The 18,938-nt window shown below is 54.0% G+C and carries 17 protein-coding genes; 6 read left to right on the top strand and 11 right to left on the bottom strand.

Translation table 11 applies throughout. The features are described from left to right. Positions 1 to 289: 289 nt before the first annotated feature. The 4 genes from map (at position 290) to H8S52_RS09805 (ending at position 4,708) form a co-directional block, all read left to right on the top strand. The gene (map, locus tag H8S52_RS09820) at positions 290 to 1,144 is read left to right on the top strand and encodes a type I methionyl aminopeptidase (protein WP_005653762.1); all 855 of its coding nucleotides are present in this window, start codon (positions 290 to 292) and stop codon (positions 1,142 to 1,144) included. Between the two features lie 194 nt (positions 1,145 to 1,338). Further along, complete coding sequence (rmuC, locus tag H8S52_RS09815; RefSeq protein WP_186909714.1) at positions 1,339 to 2,787, top strand: DNA recombination protein RmuC; 1,449 nt, start codon at positions 1,339 to 1,341, stop codon at positions 2,785 to 2,787. Between the two features lie 25 nt (positions 2,788 to 2,812). Beyond that, entirely contained in the window at positions 2,813 to 3,379 is a 567-nt protein-coding gene (gene xpt / locus H8S52_RS09810; protein ID WP_186909713.1) for a xanthine phosphoribosyltransferase, read from the top strand. Positions 3,380 to 3,388: 9 nt separating this feature from the next. Then, positions 3,389 to 4,708: a nucleobase:cation symporter-2 family protein gene (locus H8S52_RS09805; protein WP_005653755.1), complete on the top strand. Its 1,320-nt coding sequence runs from the start codon at positions 3,389 to 3,391 to the stop codon at positions 4,706 to 4,708. A 235-nt stretch (positions 4,709 to 4,943) separates the two neighbouring features. On the opposite strand, the gene nhaA is transcribed toward H8S52_RS09805, so the two are convergent. The 11 genes from nhaA to H8S52_RS09745 all read right to left on the bottom strand — a co-directional run bounded on the left by nhaA (position 4,944) and on the right by H8S52_RS09745 (position 15,762). After that, positions 4,944 to 6,260, bottom strand: a complete 1,317-nt coding sequence (gene nhaA / locus H8S52_RS09800; protein ID WP_117740075.1) for a Na+/H+ antiporter NhaA — start codon at positions 6,258 to 6,260, stop codon at positions 4,944 to 4,946. A gap of 111 nt (positions 6,261 to 6,371) precedes the next feature. Beyond that, positions 6,372 to 8,156 (bottom strand): translation elongation factor 4, encoded by a 1,785-nt coding sequence (gene lepA, locus H8S52_RS09795; protein WP_005653751.1) that lies wholly within the window; start codon positions 8,154 to 8,156, stop codon positions 6,372 to 6,374. Positions 8,157 to 8,288: 132 nt separating this feature from the next. Then, a complete protein-coding gene (locus H8S52_RS09790; protein ID WP_005653747.1) occupies positions 8,289 to 8,489 on the bottom strand; it encodes a winged helix-turn-helix domain-containing protein in 201 nt (66 codons plus the stop codon). 157 nt (positions 8,490 to 8,646) lie between these two features. After that, a complete protein-coding gene (locus tag H8S52_RS09785) occupies positions 8,647 to 9,108 on the bottom strand; it encodes a C-GCAxxG-C-C family protein (protein WP_117740076.1) in 462 nt (153 codons plus the stop codon). A 3-nt stretch (positions 9,109 to 9,111) separates the two neighbouring features. Next, positions 9,112 to 9,876, bottom strand: coding sequence for an exodeoxyribonuclease III (locus H8S52_RS09780; protein WP_117740077.1), 765 nt, complete (start codon positions 9,874 to 9,876; stop codon positions 9,112 to 9,114). 120 nt (positions 9,877 to 9,996) lie between these two features. Further along, positions 9,997 to 11,256 carry an Nramp family divalent metal transporter gene (locus H8S52_RS09770; protein WP_186909712.1) on the bottom strand — a complete coding sequence of 420 codons (1,260 nt, stop codon included), beginning with the start codon at positions 11,254 to 11,256 and terminating at the stop codon, positions 9,997 to 9,999. A 363-nt stretch (positions 11,257 to 11,619) separates the two neighbouring features. Then, on the bottom strand, positions 11,620 to 11,865 hold the full coding sequence (locus H8S52_RS09765; protein ID WP_005653739.1) for a TIGR03905 family TSCPD domain-containing protein: 246 nt from the start codon (positions 11,863 to 11,865) through the stop codon (positions 11,620 to 11,622). Next, positions 11,865 to 12,602, bottom strand: a complete 738-nt coding sequence (locus tag H8S52_RS09760) for a YebC/PmpR family DNA-binding transcriptional regulator (RefSeq protein ID WP_005653738.1) — start codon at positions 12,600 to 12,602, stop codon at positions 11,865 to 11,867. Before H8S52_RS09760 ends, H8S52_RS09765 begins: the two co-directional genes overlap by 1 nt. 42 nt (positions 12,603 to 12,644) lie before the next feature. Next, on the bottom strand, positions 12,645 to 12,869 hold the full coding sequence (locus H8S52_RS09755) for a hypothetical protein (RefSeq protein ID WP_117984839.1): 225 nt from the start codon (positions 12,867 to 12,869) through the stop codon (positions 12,645 to 12,647). A gap of 17 nt (positions 12,870 to 12,886) precedes the next feature. Beyond that, positions 12,887 to 15,349, bottom strand: coding sequence for a phenylalanine--tRNA ligase subunit beta (pheT, locus tag H8S52_RS09750; RefSeq protein ID WP_186909711.1), 2,463 nt, complete (start codon positions 15,347 to 15,349; stop codon positions 12,887 to 12,889). 254 nt (positions 15,350 to 15,603) lie between these two features. Then, complete coding sequence (locus H8S52_RS09745) at positions 15,604 to 15,762, bottom strand: helix-turn-helix transcriptional regulator (RefSeq protein WP_005653730.1); 159 nt, start codon at positions 15,760 to 15,762, stop codon at positions 15,604 to 15,606. 183 nt (positions 15,763 to 15,945) lie between these two features. On the opposite strand from H8S52_RS09745, the gene H8S52_RS09740 reads away from it, so the two are divergent. Both H8S52_RS09740 and H8S52_RS09735 read left to right on the top strand, forming a co-directional pair. Continuing rightward, positions 15,946 to 16,620: a BT4734/BF3469 family protein gene (locus H8S52_RS09740; protein ID WP_016662904.1), complete on the top strand. Its 675-nt coding sequence runs from the start codon at positions 15,946 to 15,948 to the stop codon at positions 16,618 to 16,620. 179 nt (positions 16,621 to 16,799) lie between these two features. Beyond that, positions 16,800 to 18,752, top strand: coding sequence for a DUF3987 domain-containing protein (locus tag H8S52_RS09735; protein WP_117984830.1), 1,953 nt, complete (start codon positions 16,800 to 16,802; stop codon positions 18,750 to 18,752). The last annotated feature ends 186 nt before the right edge of the window (positions 18,753 to 18,938 follow it).

The following is an 18,938-nucleotide window of genomic DNA, read 5'->3' as shown; positions in this document are numbered from 1 at the left end:
TTGTGGAAAAAGAACGGTTTGGTTGGGAATGTAAGGACGAAAATGTAACTTTGCCATAACGAAAAACTTTATGCCTAAAGATACGAAAACTTTGGGTAATAACAAAGCCCGGGCTTGAGAAAGTCTGGGCTTTGCGCATAAAAAAAGGCTGTGTCAGCATTTTGACACAACCTCTTTTTTATTGTTCTCACATGATAAAATGCAAATCGGTTTCTAATTATTCAAGCATTATAAATACGCACACCCAAATTATTCGTATTTTTGCACATCGTTTATAAAATATGCAATCATGAAGAAGTTCGTAAAAGGAGTCCGGTTTGCTCCTAAAAACTATTCCGATGAAGTAGAAGCCAAGATACAGCATTATAAAAGAGAAGGATACAAATTGCCGTCACGCCATCTGCTGCGTACGGAAGAGCAACTGGCAGGCATACGCGAAAGCGCAAGGATAAACACCGCCCTGCTCGATTACATCTCGGAGAATATCCGCGAGGGAATGTCCACGGCAGAGATAGACCACATGGTATACTGCTTTACGACAGACCACGACGCCATCCCCGCTCCCTTCCTGTACGAAGGTTTTCCGAAGAGCGTATGCGTCAGCATCAACGATGTGGTGTGCCACGGCATCCCCAGCACAAAGGAATTCCTGCGCAGCGGAGATATTGTAAACGTAGACGTGTCCACCATCTACAAAGGGTATTTCTCCGACGCGTCGCGCATGTATATGATCGGGGAAGTCAGCCCCGAAATGCAACGCCTGGTGCAGGTGACCAGGGAGTGCCGCGACATCGGCATACAGGCTGCACAGCCCTGGGCACGGTTGGGCGATGTGGGCGCCGCCATCCAGGAACATGCCGAGAAGAACGGCTACAGCGTGGTGCGCGACCTTTGCGGGCATGGCGTGGGTATCAAGTTTCACGAAGAGCCGGACGTGGAGCACTTCGGCAAACGCGGCACGGGCATGCTGATAGTACCGGGCATGACGTTCACCATCGAGCCGATGATTAACATGGGCAGCTACGAGGTATTCATTGACGAAGCCGACGGCTGGACGGTGTGCACGGACGACGGTCTGCCTTCCGCCCAGTGGGAAAGCATGATTCTTATCACCGAAGACGGAAACGAGATACTGACACAATAAATGCAAGACGGCAGGCCGCAAGATGTCCCCCCGTGCGGTACACTCCGTACCAACCGTTGGTACTCCTTGTACCACGCTTTGGTATTGTCTGTACCAACCGTTGGTATTCTTCATACCAACTATTGGTATTTCCCGTACCGCCCGATGGTATTGCCGGTACCGCCTGCCGAAACTTTATTTCCTTATATGCAATTATGAATATCATCCTATTACCCGCCGGGATTATCGCAGGAGCCGTTATCGGCTATCTGACGGCCGGCAGAAAAGCCGCTGCCCTGAAGACCCAGGTAGAAGCCGCCGGAGAGCGTGAAGCCCTGCTGAACCGCACCGCCGAAGAACGCATCGCCCGCGAACGCTCCATTGCCGAGGAACGTTTGCAGGAAGCCGCCCGCCAGGCTTCGGAACGGTTGGACGCACAGGAACGGCTGTTTGCCGAACGCCTCGCCGAGCAGGCACGCAGTTTCAACGAACGCCTTGTCCAGCAGGAACATTCCTTCGGCGAGCGCATCGCCCAGCAGCAACGGCAATGGGAACAACGCCTCGCCGAACAGAAAGAAGAGGCCGAAGCCCTGCACAAGCGTATGAACACCGAGTTCGAGAACCTTTCGAACCGCATCTTCCAAAGCAAGACCGAGGATTTCACCAGACTGAACGCCGAGCATCTGGGCAACCTGCTGCGCCCCCTCGACGAGAAGATTAAGGACTTCAAGGAAAAAGTAGAGCAGGTGTACAGCACCGAAGCCAAAGAGCGCTTCTCGCTGGGCGAACGCATTAAGGAGCTGGTGGAACTGAACAACCGTCTCAGCGAGGATGCCAACAACCTGACCCGCGCCCTGAAGGGCGACTCCAAGATGCAGGGCAACTGGGGCGAAATGATTCTGGAACGCCTCTTGCAGGCATCCGGCCTGATTGAGGGCGAGCACTATTTCCGCCAGGAGTTCCTGAAAGACGAGCGCGGCGAAGCGATTGTCAGCGAAGAGAGCGGACAGAAGATGCAGCCCGACATCCTCATCAGGTATCCCGACGAACGCGAGATGATAATCGACTCCAAAGTCTCCCTCACCGCCTACGCCGCCTACACCTCCGCCGAAGACCGCGACGAGCAGGCGCGCTGGCTCAAGGCGCACTTGCAGTCCGTCCGCAGCCACATCGACGAGCTCAGCCGGAAGGACTATTCGCACTACGATATCAAGGCGCCGGACTTCGTCATGATGTTCATCCCCACGGAGGGCGCGTACCTGCTCGCCATCCAGAGCGACGCCAACCTTTGGGAGTATGCCTACAACAAGAAGGTGGTACTGATGAGCCCCACCAACCTCATCAGCGCCCTGCGTCTCTCGCTCGACCTGTGGAAGCGGGAAAACCAGGTGAAAAACGTGCAGGCCATCATCAAGCGCGGCACTGCCCTGTACGAAAAGATTGTAGGCTTTACCGACACCTTCCTCACCCTCGGCGACCGCATGACAACCTTGCAGAAGGACTACGACAAAGCCCTCAACCAGCTCTCCGAAGGCAACGGCAGCGTAGTGCGCCAGGCTGAAATGCTGAAGGACATGAGCCTCACCCCGAAGAAGCGCATCTCGGCAAGGCTGCTGCCCAAAGAGGAGATACAGGAAGATGCAGAACAAGAAGACAATAAATAACTCTTAAGACAAGACTTGATACATTATGAAAACTTTAAAAGACCGTATTCTCAAAGACGGAAAATGCTATCCGGGAGGCATACTGAAAGTGGATAACTTCATCAATCACCAGATGGACCCGATACTGATGAAATCCATCGGCGTGGAGTTCGTAAGACGTTTCGCCTCTACCAGTATCAACAAGATTATCACCGTCGAGGCCAGCGGCATCGCTCCCGCCATCATGGTGGGCTATCTGCTGGAGCTGCCCGTAGTGTTTGCCAAGAAGAAGAAACCGAGCACGATGGAGAATATGCTGGTTACTTCCGTGTATTCGTTCACCAAGCAACGCTCGTACGATGTATGCGTCAGCAAGGATTTCCTCGCACCCGGCGACCAGGTGCTTTTCATCGACGACTTCCTTGCCAACGGAAACGCTGCCAAAGGCATCATGGACCTGGTGAAGCAGGCTGGCGCGGAACTGGTGGGCATGGGATTCATCATAGAGAAAGCCTTCCAGCACGGTGGTGACGAGCTGCGCAGCCAGAGCATCCATGTAGAATCGCTTGCCATCATCGAAAGCCTTGACAACTGTGAAATCAAAATCAGATAACCCGGAGCGATGGAAAAACAACAGGGAAACGGACTGATTTATGGCTTGAACGACAAGCCGCCTTTTAAGGAAGCTTTCTTCGCTGCGCTGCAACATCTGCTCGCCATATTCGTAGCCATCATCACCCCGCCGCTCATCATTGCGGGCGCATTGAAGCTCGATGCGGAAACCACCGGCTACCTGGTTTCGATGGCGCTGTTCGCATCCGGCATATCCACGTTTATCCAATGCCGCAGGTTCGGCGGACTGGGCACGGGGCTGCTCTGCATCCAGGGAACCAGCTTTTCGTTCATAGGTCCCATCATCTCTGCCGGAATGCTGGGCGGGCTTCCCCTGATTTTCGGTTCCTGCATGGCGGCTTCAAGCGTGGAGATGCTGATAAGCCGGGTGTTGAAATACACTAAGAAGATTATCACGCCGCTGATATCCGGCATCGTAGTCACCCTCATCGGAATGAGCCTGATAAAAGTAGGAATCACAGCCTGCGGCGGCGGAGCCACGGCACAGGCGGACGGCAGCTTCGGCAGTTTCCGCCATGTGGGCCTTGCCGCGGCGGTACTGCTGCTTATCATCGCCTTCAACCGGAGTTCCAACCGCTACCTGCGCATGAGTTCCATCGTCATCGGACTGGTAATAGGCTACATCGCAGCCTGGTTCATGGGCATCATCGACTTCTCCTCGATACAAAGCTACGGCGGCTTCAACCTGCCGATGCCTTTCCGCTACGGACTGGACTTCGACCTGTCCACCATCATCGCCCTGGGACTTATTTTCATGATTACCGCCATCGAGGCATACGGCGACATCACCGCCAACTCCCTTATCTCCGGCGAACCGGTGGAAGGAGATACCTTCGTAAAGCGCGCTTCGGGCGGTATCCTTGCCGACGGCTTCAACTCCATGCTGGCGGGTGCGCTCAACTCCTTCCCCAACTCCGTCTTTGCACAGAACAACGGAATGATACAACTGACCGGAGTTGCCAGCCGGTATGTGGGCTATTACATTGCAGCCTTTCTTGTGCTGCTCGGCCTGTTCCCTGCCGTGGGACTGGTGTTTTCACTGATGCCCGAACCCGTATTGGGCGGCGCTACTCTGCTGATGTTCGGTACGGTGGCGGCGGCAGGCATCCGCATCATTGCAGCGCAGGAAATCAACCGGAAGGCTACCCTTGTCATGGCTGTCAGTTTCTCGCTCGGCCTCAGTGTGGAGCTGGTTCCCGAAATACTGTGCCAACTGCCGGAAACGCTGCGGAACATCTTCGCATCCGGCATCACAACGGGTGGGATAACGGCTATTCTGGCAAATCTGCTGATTCATATCAAGGAGTAACATTATTCTATTTCAGGCACGGATTACACGGAATTCACGGATTTACTTTGTTCTTTGTTCTTTCGGACAACATTACCTTCTTTTACATTTCCATGAAATCCGTGTAATCCGTATTAAATCCGTAAATTCTGTGTAGTTCGTAAATTCTGTATAATCCGTACTAATCCGCGTAATTCCTGAAATCCGCGTAATTCCGCGTAATCCGTGCCTAAAAATCTCTCCGAAACAAACCACCTCACTTCTCCCTCTTCGGCAGCACCCAATTCAGCACCACATACCCCAGTACTCCGGCAAGCACCGTCCCTACAAGCACCCCGAATTTCGCCTGGTTCAGCAATTCCGGATATTCGTCCGCAAAGGAAAGGTTGGCTATGAACAACGATACGGTAAACCCGATACCGCCCAGCAGAGAGACGCCCGCTATATTCTTCCAGTTCATCCCCGCCGGCATCAGCGCCACGCCGCTCTTCACCGCCAGCCACGTAAACAGGTATATCCCCAGGAACTTGCCCAGCAGCAAGCCAGCCGCCACAGCAATGCTCACATCTCCCACGATGCTGCCGCTACCGCTGAACACCACACCGGCATTGGCAAAGGCAAACAGCGGCAGTATCACGAAGCTCACCGCCCCGTGCAGGTTGTCCTCCAGTGACTGCAACGGGCTGATAACATAATCCGATGCCCGCTCCACCTGCTTCAACGTGGCAATCTGCGCATTGGTCAGCACGATATTATCCGACTTGGAAACCGGGAACTCCCCGATGATGTCGCGAATCCGCTCGATGTATTTGCCCGCATCCAAGCGCGGACGCGCCGGTATCACAAACGCCAGTATCACACCCGAAATCGTACTGTGTATGCCCGACTGCAGGAACAGATACCAGATAATCACACCGAAGAAGAGGAAGAATATCTTCTGCGTTACGCCGAACTTACCCATATAGTAGAGGAACACGTACAGGACAGCCGCCGCAATCAGGTATCCGTATGCCACGTCAGCGCTATAGAACAATGCGATGACCAGTATGCCGCCGATGTCGTCCACCACGGCAAATGCCGTCAGGAATATTTTCAGGCTCAACGGCACACGCTTGCCCAGCAAACTGAGCACGCCCAATGAGAAGGCAATGTCCGTGGCCATCGGGATAGCCATCCCCCGGGTTTCGGGAGTGCCGGAGGCAACCGACAACGCATAGATGACAACCGGAACCACCATCCCCCCGCATGCCGCAATAAAAGGCAAAGCCGCTTTCCGCACAGAGGACAGTTCCCCCACCAGCAATTCGCGCTTTATCTCCAGGCCCACTGCCAGAAAGAAAACGGTCATCAGGCAGTCGTTAATGAATTCTATCATCTTCAGCGGATGCCCGCCGTGCGAAAACAGATTGAAGTTGCCGATGCGCAGATGCAGCTCCTGAAGCAGGAAATCCTGGTATACGGGCGACAGGGACGAGTTGGCAACCACAGCGGCCAGGATAGCCGCCAGAAACAAAAGCACGCTCGCTGCTATGTTCAGCGATGAAATGTTTTTTACGGTACGTAGGATAATCATAAGTGTTTTTAATTGAAGGATTCGTTCATTTTCGGAAAAAGACAAAAAAGGGGGCAGCCCTATCATGAAAGAACAACCCCCGAAAGATATGATTGGTTCGGCAGCAAACCGCTAATCCAGTTTCAGCACCGCCAGGAATGCTTTCTGCGGCACTTCCACATTACCGATTTGCTTCATTCTCTTCTTGCCCCGTTTCTGCTTCTCGAGCAACTTGCGCTTACGGCTCACGTCGCCGCCGTAGCACTTGGCCGTAACGTCCTTGCGTACAGCCTTGATTGTTTCGCGGGAGATAATCTTGGCGCCGATGGCCGCCTGGATGGCGATGTCGAACTGCTGTCTCGGAATCAGGTCCTTCAGCTTCTCGCACATGCGGCGTCCCAGCTCGTATGCGTTGTCAAAGTGCGTCAGGGTGGAAAGGGCATCCACCGGTTCGCCGTTCAGGAGAATATCCAGTTTCACCAGCTTGGACGGACGGAAGCCGTTGGCATGGTAGTCGAAAGAGGCGTATCCCTTGGAGATGCTTTTCAGCTTGTCGTAGAAGTCGATGACGATTTCGCCCAGCGGCATGTCATAGTATATCTCCACGCGATTGCCGGAAATGTATTCCTGCTTCACCAGTTCGCCGCGCTTGCCCAGGCAGAGCGTCATGATGGGGCCGATATAGTCCGTGGCGGTAATCACCGAGGCGCGGATATAAGGCTCTTCGATGCGGTCTATCAGGGTGGGGTCGGGCATGCTGCCGGGGTTGTGCACCTCGGTCATGTGCCCCTGCTTGTCGTAGATGTTGTACGACACGTTCGGCACGGTGGTAATCACGTTCATATCGAATTCGCGGTCCAGGCGTTCCTGCACAATCTCCATGTGGAGCAGTCCTAAGAATCCGCAACGGAAACCGAAGCCCAGCGCCAGTGACGATTCGGGCTGGAAGGTCAGCGAGGCGTCGTTCAACTGCAACTTCTCCAGCGAAGAGCGCAGATCCTCGAAGTCTTCCGCCTCAATGGGATATACGCCGGCAAAGACCATCGGCTTCACTTCCTCGAAGCCGGCAATCGCTTCCTTGCACGGACGGGCTATGTGCGTAATCGTGTCGCCCACCTTCACTTCCCTGGAAGTCTTGATACCCGAAATGATATACCCCACGTCGCCCGTACGCAGCTCCTGACGGGGAACCATATCCATCTTCAGCACGCCGATTTCGTCCGCATCGTATTCCTTGCCCGTATTGAAGAACTTCACTTTGTCTCCTTTGCGAATCACGCCGTTCACAATCTTGAAGTAGGCGATGATGCCCCGAAACGAGTTGAATACGGAGTCGAAAATCAGTGCCTGCAAAGGCGCTTCCTCATCGCCTTCGGGATGCGGGATGCGCTCGACTACCGCCTCAAGGATTTCCTCCACGCCCATGCCCGTCTTGCCGGAAGCGCGGATAATCTCTTCGCGCTTGCAGCCGAGCAGTTCCACGATTTCATCCTCCACCTCTTCGGGCATGGCGCTTGCCATGTCGCATTTGTTGATAACGGGGATAATCTCCAAATCGTGCTCGATGGCCATGTAAAGGTTGGAGATGGTCTGCGCCTGCACGCCCTGCGAAGCGTCCACAATGAGCAGTGCGCCCTCGCAGGCGGCGATGGAGCGCGACACCTCGTAGGAGAAGTCCACGTGTCCCGGAGTGTCAATCAGGTTCAGGATATACTTCTCGCCCTTGTACACATACTCCATCTGGATGGCATGGCTCTTGATGGTGATACCTCTCTCCTTTTCCAAATCCATATCATCCAGCATCTGTCCTTCGGTTACTTGGATGGTATTGGTGAACTCCAACAGGCGGTCGGCCAAAGTAGATTTGCCATGGTCGATATGGGCTATGATACAAAAGTTACGTATATTCTTTTTCATTCGTTTCTAAAGTTTTTGGAGTGCAAAGATAGTGTATCTTGGACAAAGATACGAAAAGGAGCGCACAAAAAAAATGCGTTGATAACATATCCAATGTATCAACGCATTTTTTATAACATTCCAATCACTTTCTTAGTTCAGCTTCACAAACAGTTCGCCTTCAACTTCTTGAGTAGAGATTTTGTCCTCTCTCAATAACCATCCAAGACCCAGGAACAAATCTTTATCCACCAATTTTGTAGCTTTTTTGATTTGTTTTGCGGTTAAACCTTCGGTTTCATTCAGTGCGTTCCAAATTTTTCCTGCGATTTCACCGGCTTTTTCTTTTAACATTTTCTCTTTGTTTTTAGTTAGACATGCTTAAAAATCCGTTTCCCCCGACGGAGAAGACCGATTTTATTTCGGCGGCAAAGATAGTTATTTTTATGTTATATAGCACGTTAACTCTCATTTTTTTCCATTTTCAGCCGGAGAAACGGCACGATTTGCCCTATTTCCGCTGTTTTTCCAGATACTCCGCCCATATTGCCGCCGCCTCTTCCACCATTTTGGCGCAGGGACGCTTGGCGTAATACTGCTCCGTGCGGGCTTCGGGCATGGAAGAGCCTTCGGGCTTCTTCAGTCCCAACAGTTCGGCGCAAATCATCGAGCCGTTGCGTTTCCTGAATTCCTCCGCAAGCTGCTGCACCAGCGCATAGTTGGCGGCTTTGCCCTCACGATCCTTGCCGTCTACGGCACCTTTTTCCAGTCCCGCCAGCAGGAACATGCCGCAGGCGGCGCCGCACGTCTGCCGCATCCGTCCGATGCCGCCGCCAAACGAGGCGGACATGCGCAATGCCTGTTCCTGTGTAAAACCATACATATCTGCAAAGGCAGCCACGACGGACTGCGAACAATTATAGCCGCTCTTGAACAGTTCAACGGCTTTTTCCACTCTGTCTTTCATCGTCATATCTTAATCTGTTAATTCCAACATCATGGGGCAATGGTCCGAATGTACGGCATCGTTCAGGATACGCGCCTCTTTCAGCATCGGCCGCACCGCCTCGCTTGCCATGCAATAGTCGATACGCCAGCCTTTGTTCTTCGCCCGCGAGTTGAAGCGGTAGCTCCACCAGGTGTACTCCCGGCTGTCGGGGTGCAACAGGCGGAAGGTATCTATGAAACCCTCGTTCAGGAAGCGGGTCATCCACTCCCTTTCTTCGGGCAGGAAGCCGCTGTTGGTGGCATTGCGCACCGGGTCGTGAATGTCTATCGCCTCGTGGCAGATGTTATAGTCCCCGCACAACACCAGTTTGGGACGGGTGCGCAGCAGTTCCACCGCATAGTGCCGGAAGTGTTCCAGCCACTCCATCTTAAAGGCCTGGCGCTCGTCGCCGCTCGTTCCCGAAGGGTGATAGACGCTCACCACGGACAGGTCGCCGTAATCGGCACGGACAAACCGTCCTTCGCTATCGTACTCCTCCATGCCCATGCCGTATTCCACATGGTCCGGCTCGCGTTTCGTCAGGATGGCGACTCCGCTATACCCTTTCTTCCGGGCTGAATGCAGATAATGCCTGTATCCCAATGCATCCAACGCCTCCGCAGGATACTGCTCCGGCTGCAATTTGGTTTCCTGCAGGCACAGCACGTCCGGCTGTTCCTTTGCCAGCCATTCGGGCAGTCCTTTGGACACGGCGGCCCGCAAACCGTTTACGTTGTAGGTTATAATCTTCATATCCGTATATATATTTTTTTTAATTATCCGCCCGGCAGCAATCGTTCGTCAGGTTGCAATCATTCGCCCGGTTGCAATCATTCGTCAGGTTGCAATCGTTCATCCGGCAAGCGGCATTCATTACAAACTCGATATCAGCAGCATAATATTCAATACCGTTACAATGGCAGCAATCGTATAGAGCACGAATGTGCTCCATTTACTGTTCACATACTGCCCCATCACTTTGCGGGACGAGGTGAGGCTCACCTGCAGGAACACCGTAAACGGCAACTGGATGCTCAGTATCATCTGCGAAATCAGCAGTCCCTTGAACGGGTCGCCGATAAAACAAATCAACAGCAGCGCGATGCCCAACGACAGGATTACCCCCACCTGCGAGTGGCTGTCCCTGATGTGGTACGACTCGCCGAAGATGCCGGCAAAGATGGAACCTGCCGCCATGCCGCTCGTAATCGTCGAGGAGATGCCCGCCATCAGCAATGCCAGCGCAAACACCACGCCGGCGCTGCTGCCCAGCAACGGGTCCAACAGCGACTTCGCCTGCTGCAACTCCTCCACCTGAATCCCGCCCTTGAAGAAGGTGGCGGCGGCCAGCAGAATCATCGCACTGTTAATGGCCCATCCCACAATCATGGAGAAGAGCGTGTCGAACAATTCGTACTTCAGCACCCTGCGGATAGAGGCATCGTCCTTCTTGTTGTACTCGTGGCTCTGTATCACCTCCGAATGGAGAAACAGGTTATGGGGCATCACCACAGCTCCGAGCACACTCATGATAATGAGCATGCTCCCCTGGGGGAACGAAGGAGTCACCCACCCCTGCACCGCCACAGGCCAGTCTATCCTGACAAGGAAAAGCTCGTAGATGAACGAAAGCCCTATGACGGACACGAAGGCGATGATGGCCCTTTCAATCTTCTTGTAGGAGTTGGTGAAAAGCATTATGAATACGAAAACCGTGGTCAGCACCGAACCCCATATTATGGGGATGTCCAGCAACATTTGCAGCGCGATGGCCCCGCCCAATATTTCGGCAAGGGAAGTGGATATGGAAGCCAGCACCGCCGTACCCAATATAGGGCGCGACACCCATTTGGGAGTGTACTGCGTGGCGGCTTCCGACAGGCACAGTCCCGTCACGATGCCCAGGTGCGCCACGTTGTGCTGCAGGATTATCAGCATGACGGTAGAGAGCGTCACCACCCACAGCAGCGAGTAGCCGAACTCCGACCCCGCCGCAAAATTCGACGCCCAGTTTCCGGGGTCGATGAAACCTACCGTCACCAGCAGTCCCGGTCCGATATATCTGAACACATCCAGACCACCCAAATAGCGTTTGTGGTCTTTCCGTTGCAAGTCTTTAAAAATATTCTTCATTGTGTTGTTCTTGTTTTGAGGATGTAAAAGTACTCAAATAAAAAACAAATGCACCATAAGTTGGTTCAAAACGGCAGGCACGTTGCCCTGCCAACCCAAAAAAATCATCCCACGAGACGGATAAATTCATCCCGCAAGACAAATTTATCCACCTCGTGGGATGAATATACCCGTACGGAAAACACAGCTTTTCCTGATTTCCTTTCCGCAAAGTTCACAAGGTCTCCGAAAGAGAGTGTGTCGAAATACACTTGACGATTTCTTTTAGGCACGGATTTCACGGATTTTAATCAAAAAAGAATAAAGAAAATCCGCGTAATCCGTGCCTAAAGCCCCCTTACATCTTCAATCAGGGCAGCAGAATCAATATCCCATCTCGTGCAATGCCTTACACAACTGGTCGGGACAGGAAGTGGGACGTCCGCCGCAGCGGATACCTTCCAGGCGTGAAATCACCTCTTTCACCGGCATCCCGGCAACCAGGCGCGACAACCCTTGCAGATTGCCGTTGCATCCGCCCCAGAACGCGATGTTCCGCACGATGCCGTCTTCCACCTCAAGCTCGATATTGGTACTGCACGTGCCTTTGGTCTTGTAAGTATACGTCATTATTCTTCGCTTTCTTCCGGCTTCATATTGGTGTACACCGTCTGCACGTCGTCAAACTCTTCCAGGCGTTCCACCATCTTGTCGATGGTCTCGCGGTGTGCAGGCTCCACATCTTTCAGGTCGTTGGCGATGTAAGTAAACTCGCCGCCCACATCCTCAAAGCCGCCCTCTTCCAGGTGCTTCTGGATGGCTGCGTAGCTCTTCGGGTCACCGTAGATGGTGATAGTGCCTTCTTCTTCGTCCTCTTCGTAGTCTTCGTCAATGTCGAAATCGATCATGTCGAGGATGAATTCTTCCATATCCATGCCGTCTTTCTTCTTGAAAGTGAACACGCATTTGTGGTCGAACAGGAAAGCCAGTGAGCCCATTGTGCCCAGGTTTCCGCCAAACTTGTTGAACACGCTGCGCACATCGGCCACCGTGCGGGTGGGGTTATCGGTCAGTGTATCCACGAATACGGCCACACCGTGAGGTCCGTATCCCTCGTAGGTCATGCTCTTGTAGTCGCTCTGGTCCTTACCCATTGCATTCTTGATGGCACGCTCGATGTTGTCCTTCGGCATGTTCTCGCGCTTGCAGGTAGCGATAACCGAACGCAGTGCAGGGTTGTTTTCCGGTTCGGGTCCGCCGGCTTTCACCGCAATAGCAATTTGTTTACCCAGTCTTGTAAAGGTCTTAGCCATGTGACCCCATCTTTTCAATTTGGCAGCTTTTCTATATTCAAACGCTCTTCCCATTGGATTGTATATTTTAATTTGTTCTTTAATTGGTTTCTGTCTTTACTGTCGCGTCAGTTTCCGATACTTCCAATATGACGCGCCGCACAGCAGCAGCCATATCAGACCGCTCACCCCTGCCAGGGCATTTCTCCAGCCCTCGTTCTCAGGGAAGTGCCAAAGCACCCTTACTGCCTGAAACAAGAGGAGCAGCCCTATGGTCAGGCCCGTCAGAGACGCTCTTTTGGCTCTGATATGGTGATCCGGTTTTATATCATACTTCTTCATAGCGGGTCAGCTTGTTTTTACCGCAGCACGGCTCCCAGTCGGTTCTGCAGGTTGGCAATCAGCTTCTGCATCACTTTGTCAATCTGCTTGTCGTTCAGTGTGGCATTCTCGTCCTGCAACAGGAAACTTACGGCATACGATTTCTTGCCGGCTTCCAGGTTCTTGCCTTCATAGACGTCGAAGAGGGAGACTTCTTTCAGCAGCTTCTTCTCCGTTTCGTAGGCAATCTTCTCGATTTCGGCAAACTGCACCTTCTTGTCAATCAGCAAAGCGAGGTCGCGCTTCACGGCCGGGAATTTGGAGATTTCGGTATAGTTTACCTTCACGTTCCTGATGGCCTTCATCAGCTCTTTCCAGTTCAGGTCGGCATAGTACACCTCGTTGTCGATGTCGAACGCTTTCAGGAGCTTCCTTGTCACCACGCCGAACGTGGCAAGGCGCTTGCCCCCCTTTGTCTGCACGGACAGGGCAGCGGCGTAAATATCGTCCGTAAGGTTGCCCACTACCAGGTCGTGCATCTGCAAGCCCAGACGGGCAAATATGTTTTCGACATACGCTTTCAGCTCGTACACCGAACTGTCCTCGTCCTGATGCGCCCATGAGTTGGACACTCTCTTGCCGGTAATCCACAGGCCCAGGTGATAGTCTTCGGAATAAGGAGCGAGCGCCTTTTCGGGGTTACGCTTCTCTTCGTTGAAGTAATAGCAGTTGCCGAATTCAAAGAATTTCAAATCGGCATTCTTGCGGTTGGCATTGTGCGCGATGCTCTCCAGTCCGCCGAAAAGCAGCGTCTGGCGCATGGCGTTCAGGTCGGCGCTGAGCGGGTTCATCAGCATCACGAGGTTCTTGGCGGGATAAGATTCCAGTCCGTCGTAATAGGCGGCGCGTGTCAGCGAGTTGTTCAGGATTTCGTTGAAACCGCAGCCCACCAGTTGCTCGGCAACCAGGTTCTGCAGACGGTTGGACTTGTCGCACTCGCCCTTCGTTGTCAGGCTGGACTTCAAGGCTGTGGGAATCTCCACATTATTATATCCGTAAATACGGAGGATGTCTTCTATCACATCACAGTCGCGCTGCACATCCACGCGGTATGGCGGCACGTCGAGCGTCAGGCCCTCTGCCGTTTCGCCTACAATCTTCATCTCCAGGCTGGTCACGATGCTTTTTATCGTCTCTGCCGGAATCTCCTTGCCTATCAGCGCGTGTACCTTCCCGTAAGAGAGTTCCACCCGGAAGTCGCGGGCGGGAGCGGCGCATACATCCTTGATATCGGAAGAGATGGTGCCGCCGGCAAGTTCCTTCACCATCAGCGCCGCCAGCTTCAGGCAGTAAAGGGTGGCGTTGGGGTCGACGCCTCTTTCAAAGCGGAAGGAAGCATCCGTGTTCAGGCCGTGGCGGCGGGCGGTCTTACGCACCCAGGTGGGGTGAAAATAAGCGCTTTCGAGGAAGACGTCCTTCGTGGTTTCGGTAGAGCCTGAATCCAGTCCGCCGAACACTCCGGCGATGCACATGGGCTCTTCCCGGTTGCAAATCATCAGGTCGCGTCCGTTGAGCTTGCGTTCCACGCCGTCCAGGGTAGTGAAGGGAGTGCCTTCGGGCAGGGTCTTTACAATGACCTCGCCGCCCTTAATCTTGTCCGCATCGAAGCAGTGGAGCGGCTGGCCGAATGCGTGGACGATGTAGTTCGTGATGTCCACCACATTATTAATAGGGCGCAGGCCGATGATGCGGAGCTTGTTCTGCAACCATTCGGGGCTTTCCTTTACGGTGACGCCTTTCACGGTGACGCCGGCATAGTGCGGGCAGGCTTCGCTGTTCTCTACCGTCACCCGGATGTCGAGGTCGTGGTTATCGACGGCAAAAGCCTCTACAGAGGGTTTCTTCAAGGCGGCGGGCTTGCCGTTCTGCACCAGGTAGGCGTACAGGTCGCGCGCCACGCCGTAGTGCGAGCAGGCGTCGGCGCGGTTGGGCGTGATGTCCACCTCCAGCACGTAGTCGCTCTTGATGTTGTAATAGTCCTTGGCAAGCGTGCCCGGCACTGCTGTTTCGGGCAGTACGATGATGCCCGCATGGTCTGTGCCGATGCCTATTTCGTCTTCGGCACAAATCATGCCGTTGGACTCTACGCCGCGGAGTTTGGATTTCTTGATTGTGAAGCATTCATCACCGTCATAAAGTTTTGTACCCAAAGTGGCCACCACCACTTTCTGTCCGGCTGCCACGTTGGCTGCGCCGCATACTATCTGCACAGGTTCTCCCTGTCCCAGGTTTACGGTAGTGATGTGCATGTGGTCCGAGTTGGGATGGGGCTCGCACGTCAGCACTTCGCCGATGACCAGGCCTTCCAGTCCGCCTTTAACGGTTTGCACCTCTTCCACGCTTCCCGTTTCCAGTCCTATGGAAGTGAGCGCGGCGGCTACTTCATCCGGTGTCAGGTCGAAATCCACATACTCTTTCAACCAGTTATAAGAGATATTCATATCATTATTTTTTTATTGTTTCCAAAAGTGACCCGCAAAGTTAATAAGATTTTCCTGTAGAAAGGGAAAAATTTCAGGAAATCTTCGAGAGTATATACGCTTTTACCTGTTGCCATGACTGATTTACAAACATATCCGGCATGGGGTTCAAAGTTTATCCACTATCCGGTGCGCCCGTCTCCGCAGCAATTCGAACTCTTCATCGTCCAGGATGGCTTTCATTGCCTTATACCAGCGTATGAGCACGCTGATTTTCACATCCCCCCTTTTAAAAGGGTCTGAATGGTGGTATTACTCATGCCGGCATGGTCGGCAATCATTTTCAAAGACACGCCGGATGCCTTCAACAGATAGCGGAGCTCTTCACCTATCATAAGATAGGGATATTGCCCGTCTTCATTTTTTACGCTCATTTTAATATTAATTTTATTTAAAAACACAAGGGAAATATTTAGGTTTATTAAGTTTCGTACATACATGTGTGTACGGTCATCTGTTTTATAATCACGAACTTTGAAGGGTATTCCTGGAAGATTCGGGAATTGCGATGCAAAATTAACAAATTAATAATCAGCACCAAAAAAACAAGTAAACAAATGAATGAATTCAAAATGTCCCTGTTCCTCGCCCCCATTTCGCCGGTGAAGGACGGCGGCACGGGGCAAATCATCAAACCTGCCACCCTGAAACCCTACAAAACCATGACCCTGCAGGAAGTGTACCGGACGATAACCGCCAACACACGCCTGCAACTGCTCACCGACCGCGTGCGCCGGGCATTCGACAGCGGCGACCTATCCGCCTACCGTGCCCTCAAACAGGAGCTTCTGCCCTACGTCACCCCCTGCGGCACGTTCGGCCGCCGGCGCAGCGACAGCCTTCTCGAAGCATCGGGTCTTGTAGTGGTGGACATCGACCACCTCGACTCCGCTGACGAAGCCGCCCGGCTGCGCCGCCAACTGTTTGAAGACCCGTTTCTTAGGCCGGAGCTGGTCTTCATCAGCCCCTGCGGACAGGGCGTAAAAGCCTTCGTGCCCTACACCCCCGACCCCGCCCTGCCGGATGTGCGCCAGAATGCCGCCGAAAGTATCCGATGGGCCATGGACTACGTGCAGTGCGTGTATGCCGACGGTAACCGCAACTCCGCCAAAGGCGTGGATACTTCCGGCAAGGACCTCGTACGGGCCTGCTTCCTGAGCTACGACCCCGGTGCGCTCATCGCTACCCGGAATAATCTTTCGCCGGAAAATAATCTGCTACAAAACCAGTAATTCATAACTCATAATTTATAACAGATAATTTATAGTGCATAATTCGTAACTCATAACAGGTAACTCATAACACATAATTCGTAACTCATAACAGATAACTCATAGCACATAATTCATAACTCATAACAGATAACTCATAGCACATAATTCATAACAGATAACTCATAATTTATAACCCCATGACCAATATCCTATCCGATTTGCGCCGCCTCACGGAAGCGGTTCACGCAGCGGGCGCCGACATCGCGCCCACCTACAGAGAGTATGTACAACTGGCATTCGCCATAGCCACCGACTGCGGCGAAGCCGGACGCAGCGACTTCCTGATGCTGTGCAGCCTCTCTGCCAAATACGATGCGCACGCGGCAAACAAGCTCTTCAGCAACGCCCTGAAAACAAACAACAACAGCGTCCACATAGGCACTGCCTTCCACCTTGCCGAACTGTGCAACGTGCGCCCCCGCCCCGCAGAGAAACCGCGGCAGGACGCTCCCGCGGGTACACTTGGTACGCCGGGTGCACCGTATCCCGCCGCCTCACACACGCATGCGCACGGTTATTATAATAAGGCGGAGATGCCTGCGGAAGAATTTCCGGAAGCGCCCGCTGCCAGTCTTCCCGCCGAAGCAGCCGATGCCGGAACAGCAAACTCCGGAACAACCTACCCCGGGACAACCTACCCCGAAGCATCCGACCCCGAAGCAGCCGACGAGGAGACCTGCCGGGGCAGCGAACCCCTCACCCCGCTGCCCTGCTTCGACAACCGGACGCTCTGGCCCGCGCCGCTGAACGAAATTACCGCCCACGGCACCACCCGCGCCCAACAGGACATCATGCTGCTGGGCGCCGTCACCGTGCTGGGCGCCAGCATGAACAGCCACGTGCGCTGCGCCTACGGCGGCAAGATGATATCGCCCAGCCTGCAAACATTCATCGTCGCCCTGCCTGCCTCGGGCAAGGGCGTGCTCTCCCTCGTCCGCCTGCTGGTGGAGCCTATCCACGACGAGATACGCCTGCACACGGCAGAAGCCATGAAGCAGTACCGCAAGGAGAAGGGCGCCTACGACTCGCTGGGCAAGGAGCGCTCGCAGGCCACCCCGCCCGCGCTGCCGCCCGACCGCATGTTCCTCATCTCGGGCAACAACACCGGCACGGGCATCCTGCAGAACATCATGGACTCCGAAGGCATCGGCCTGATATGCGAGAGCGAAGCCGACACCATCTCCACCGCCATCGGCTCGGAACACGGCCACTGGAGCGACACCATGCGCAAGGCCTTCGACCACGACCGCCTCTCCTACAACCGCCGCACCGACCGCGAGTACCGCGAAGTGAAGCGCAGCTACCTCTCCGTCCTGCTCTCGGGCACTCCCGCCCAGGTGAAACCGCTCATCCCCACCGCCGAAAACGGCCTGTTCTCGCGCCAGCTCTTCTACTACATGCCCGCCATCCACAAGTGGCAGAACCAGTTCGACCGGCAGGATACCGACCTCGAAACCGTATTCACCGGCCTGGGCATGCAGTGGCGCGAGCAACTGAAACGCATCACCGCCGGCGGCCTCTTCACCCTGCGCCTCACCCCCGAACAGAAAGAGCTGTTCAACAACCTCTTCGCCAACCTCTTCATCCGCTCCCACCTTGCCAACGGCAGCGAAATGGCGAGCAGCGTAGCCCGCCTTGCCATCAACATCTGCCGCATCATGCAGGTAGTGGCCATGCTCCGCGTACTCGAATCGGACGACATCGCCCGCTCGCCCCACCTCACCCCCGACAAGGACATCTCCGGCGACAACCTCAAGGACGGCATCATCACCCGCTGGGACATGACCATCCTCCCCGCCGACTTCAACTCCGTGCTGGAGCTTACCGAAAGCCTCTACCGCCACGCCACGCACATCCTCTCCTTCCTGCCCGGAACCGAAATCAGCCGCCGGAGCAACGCCGACCGAGACGCCCTGCTGCAAAGCATGGAAAGGGAGTTTACACGCTCCGCCTTCCTGCTGCAGGCCGAAGCAACGGGCATTAAACCCGGAACGGCATCCACATGGCTCAAACGCCTGGTGAAGCATGGGATGATAGAGAGCGTGGACGGAAAGGGGACGTACCGGAAACCTCTCCCTAATGGGGTGTGACAGGTTTGTGGGTGGTTGTTTTGACAGGTTTTCTGTGTATATACTATACGTGCGTGTGTGCGAAGCGGACGGCGGGGGTGATTGTTGTGTACCAATTGTGTATTTGGAACGGAGGTAGAGACAGAAGAACAAAAGAACAGAAGGAGAAAAGGACGGAAGGACGGAAGGAGAAAAGGACAAAAGAAC

Source organism: Bacteroides sp. NSJ-48 (genome assembly GCF_014287405.1).
GTDB classification, from domain to species: domain Bacteria; phylum Bacteroidota; class Bacteroidia; order Bacteroidales; family Bacteroidaceae; genus Bacteroides; species Bacteroides stercoris.
This window is presented reverse-complemented; position numbering and strand designations above follow the sequence as displayed.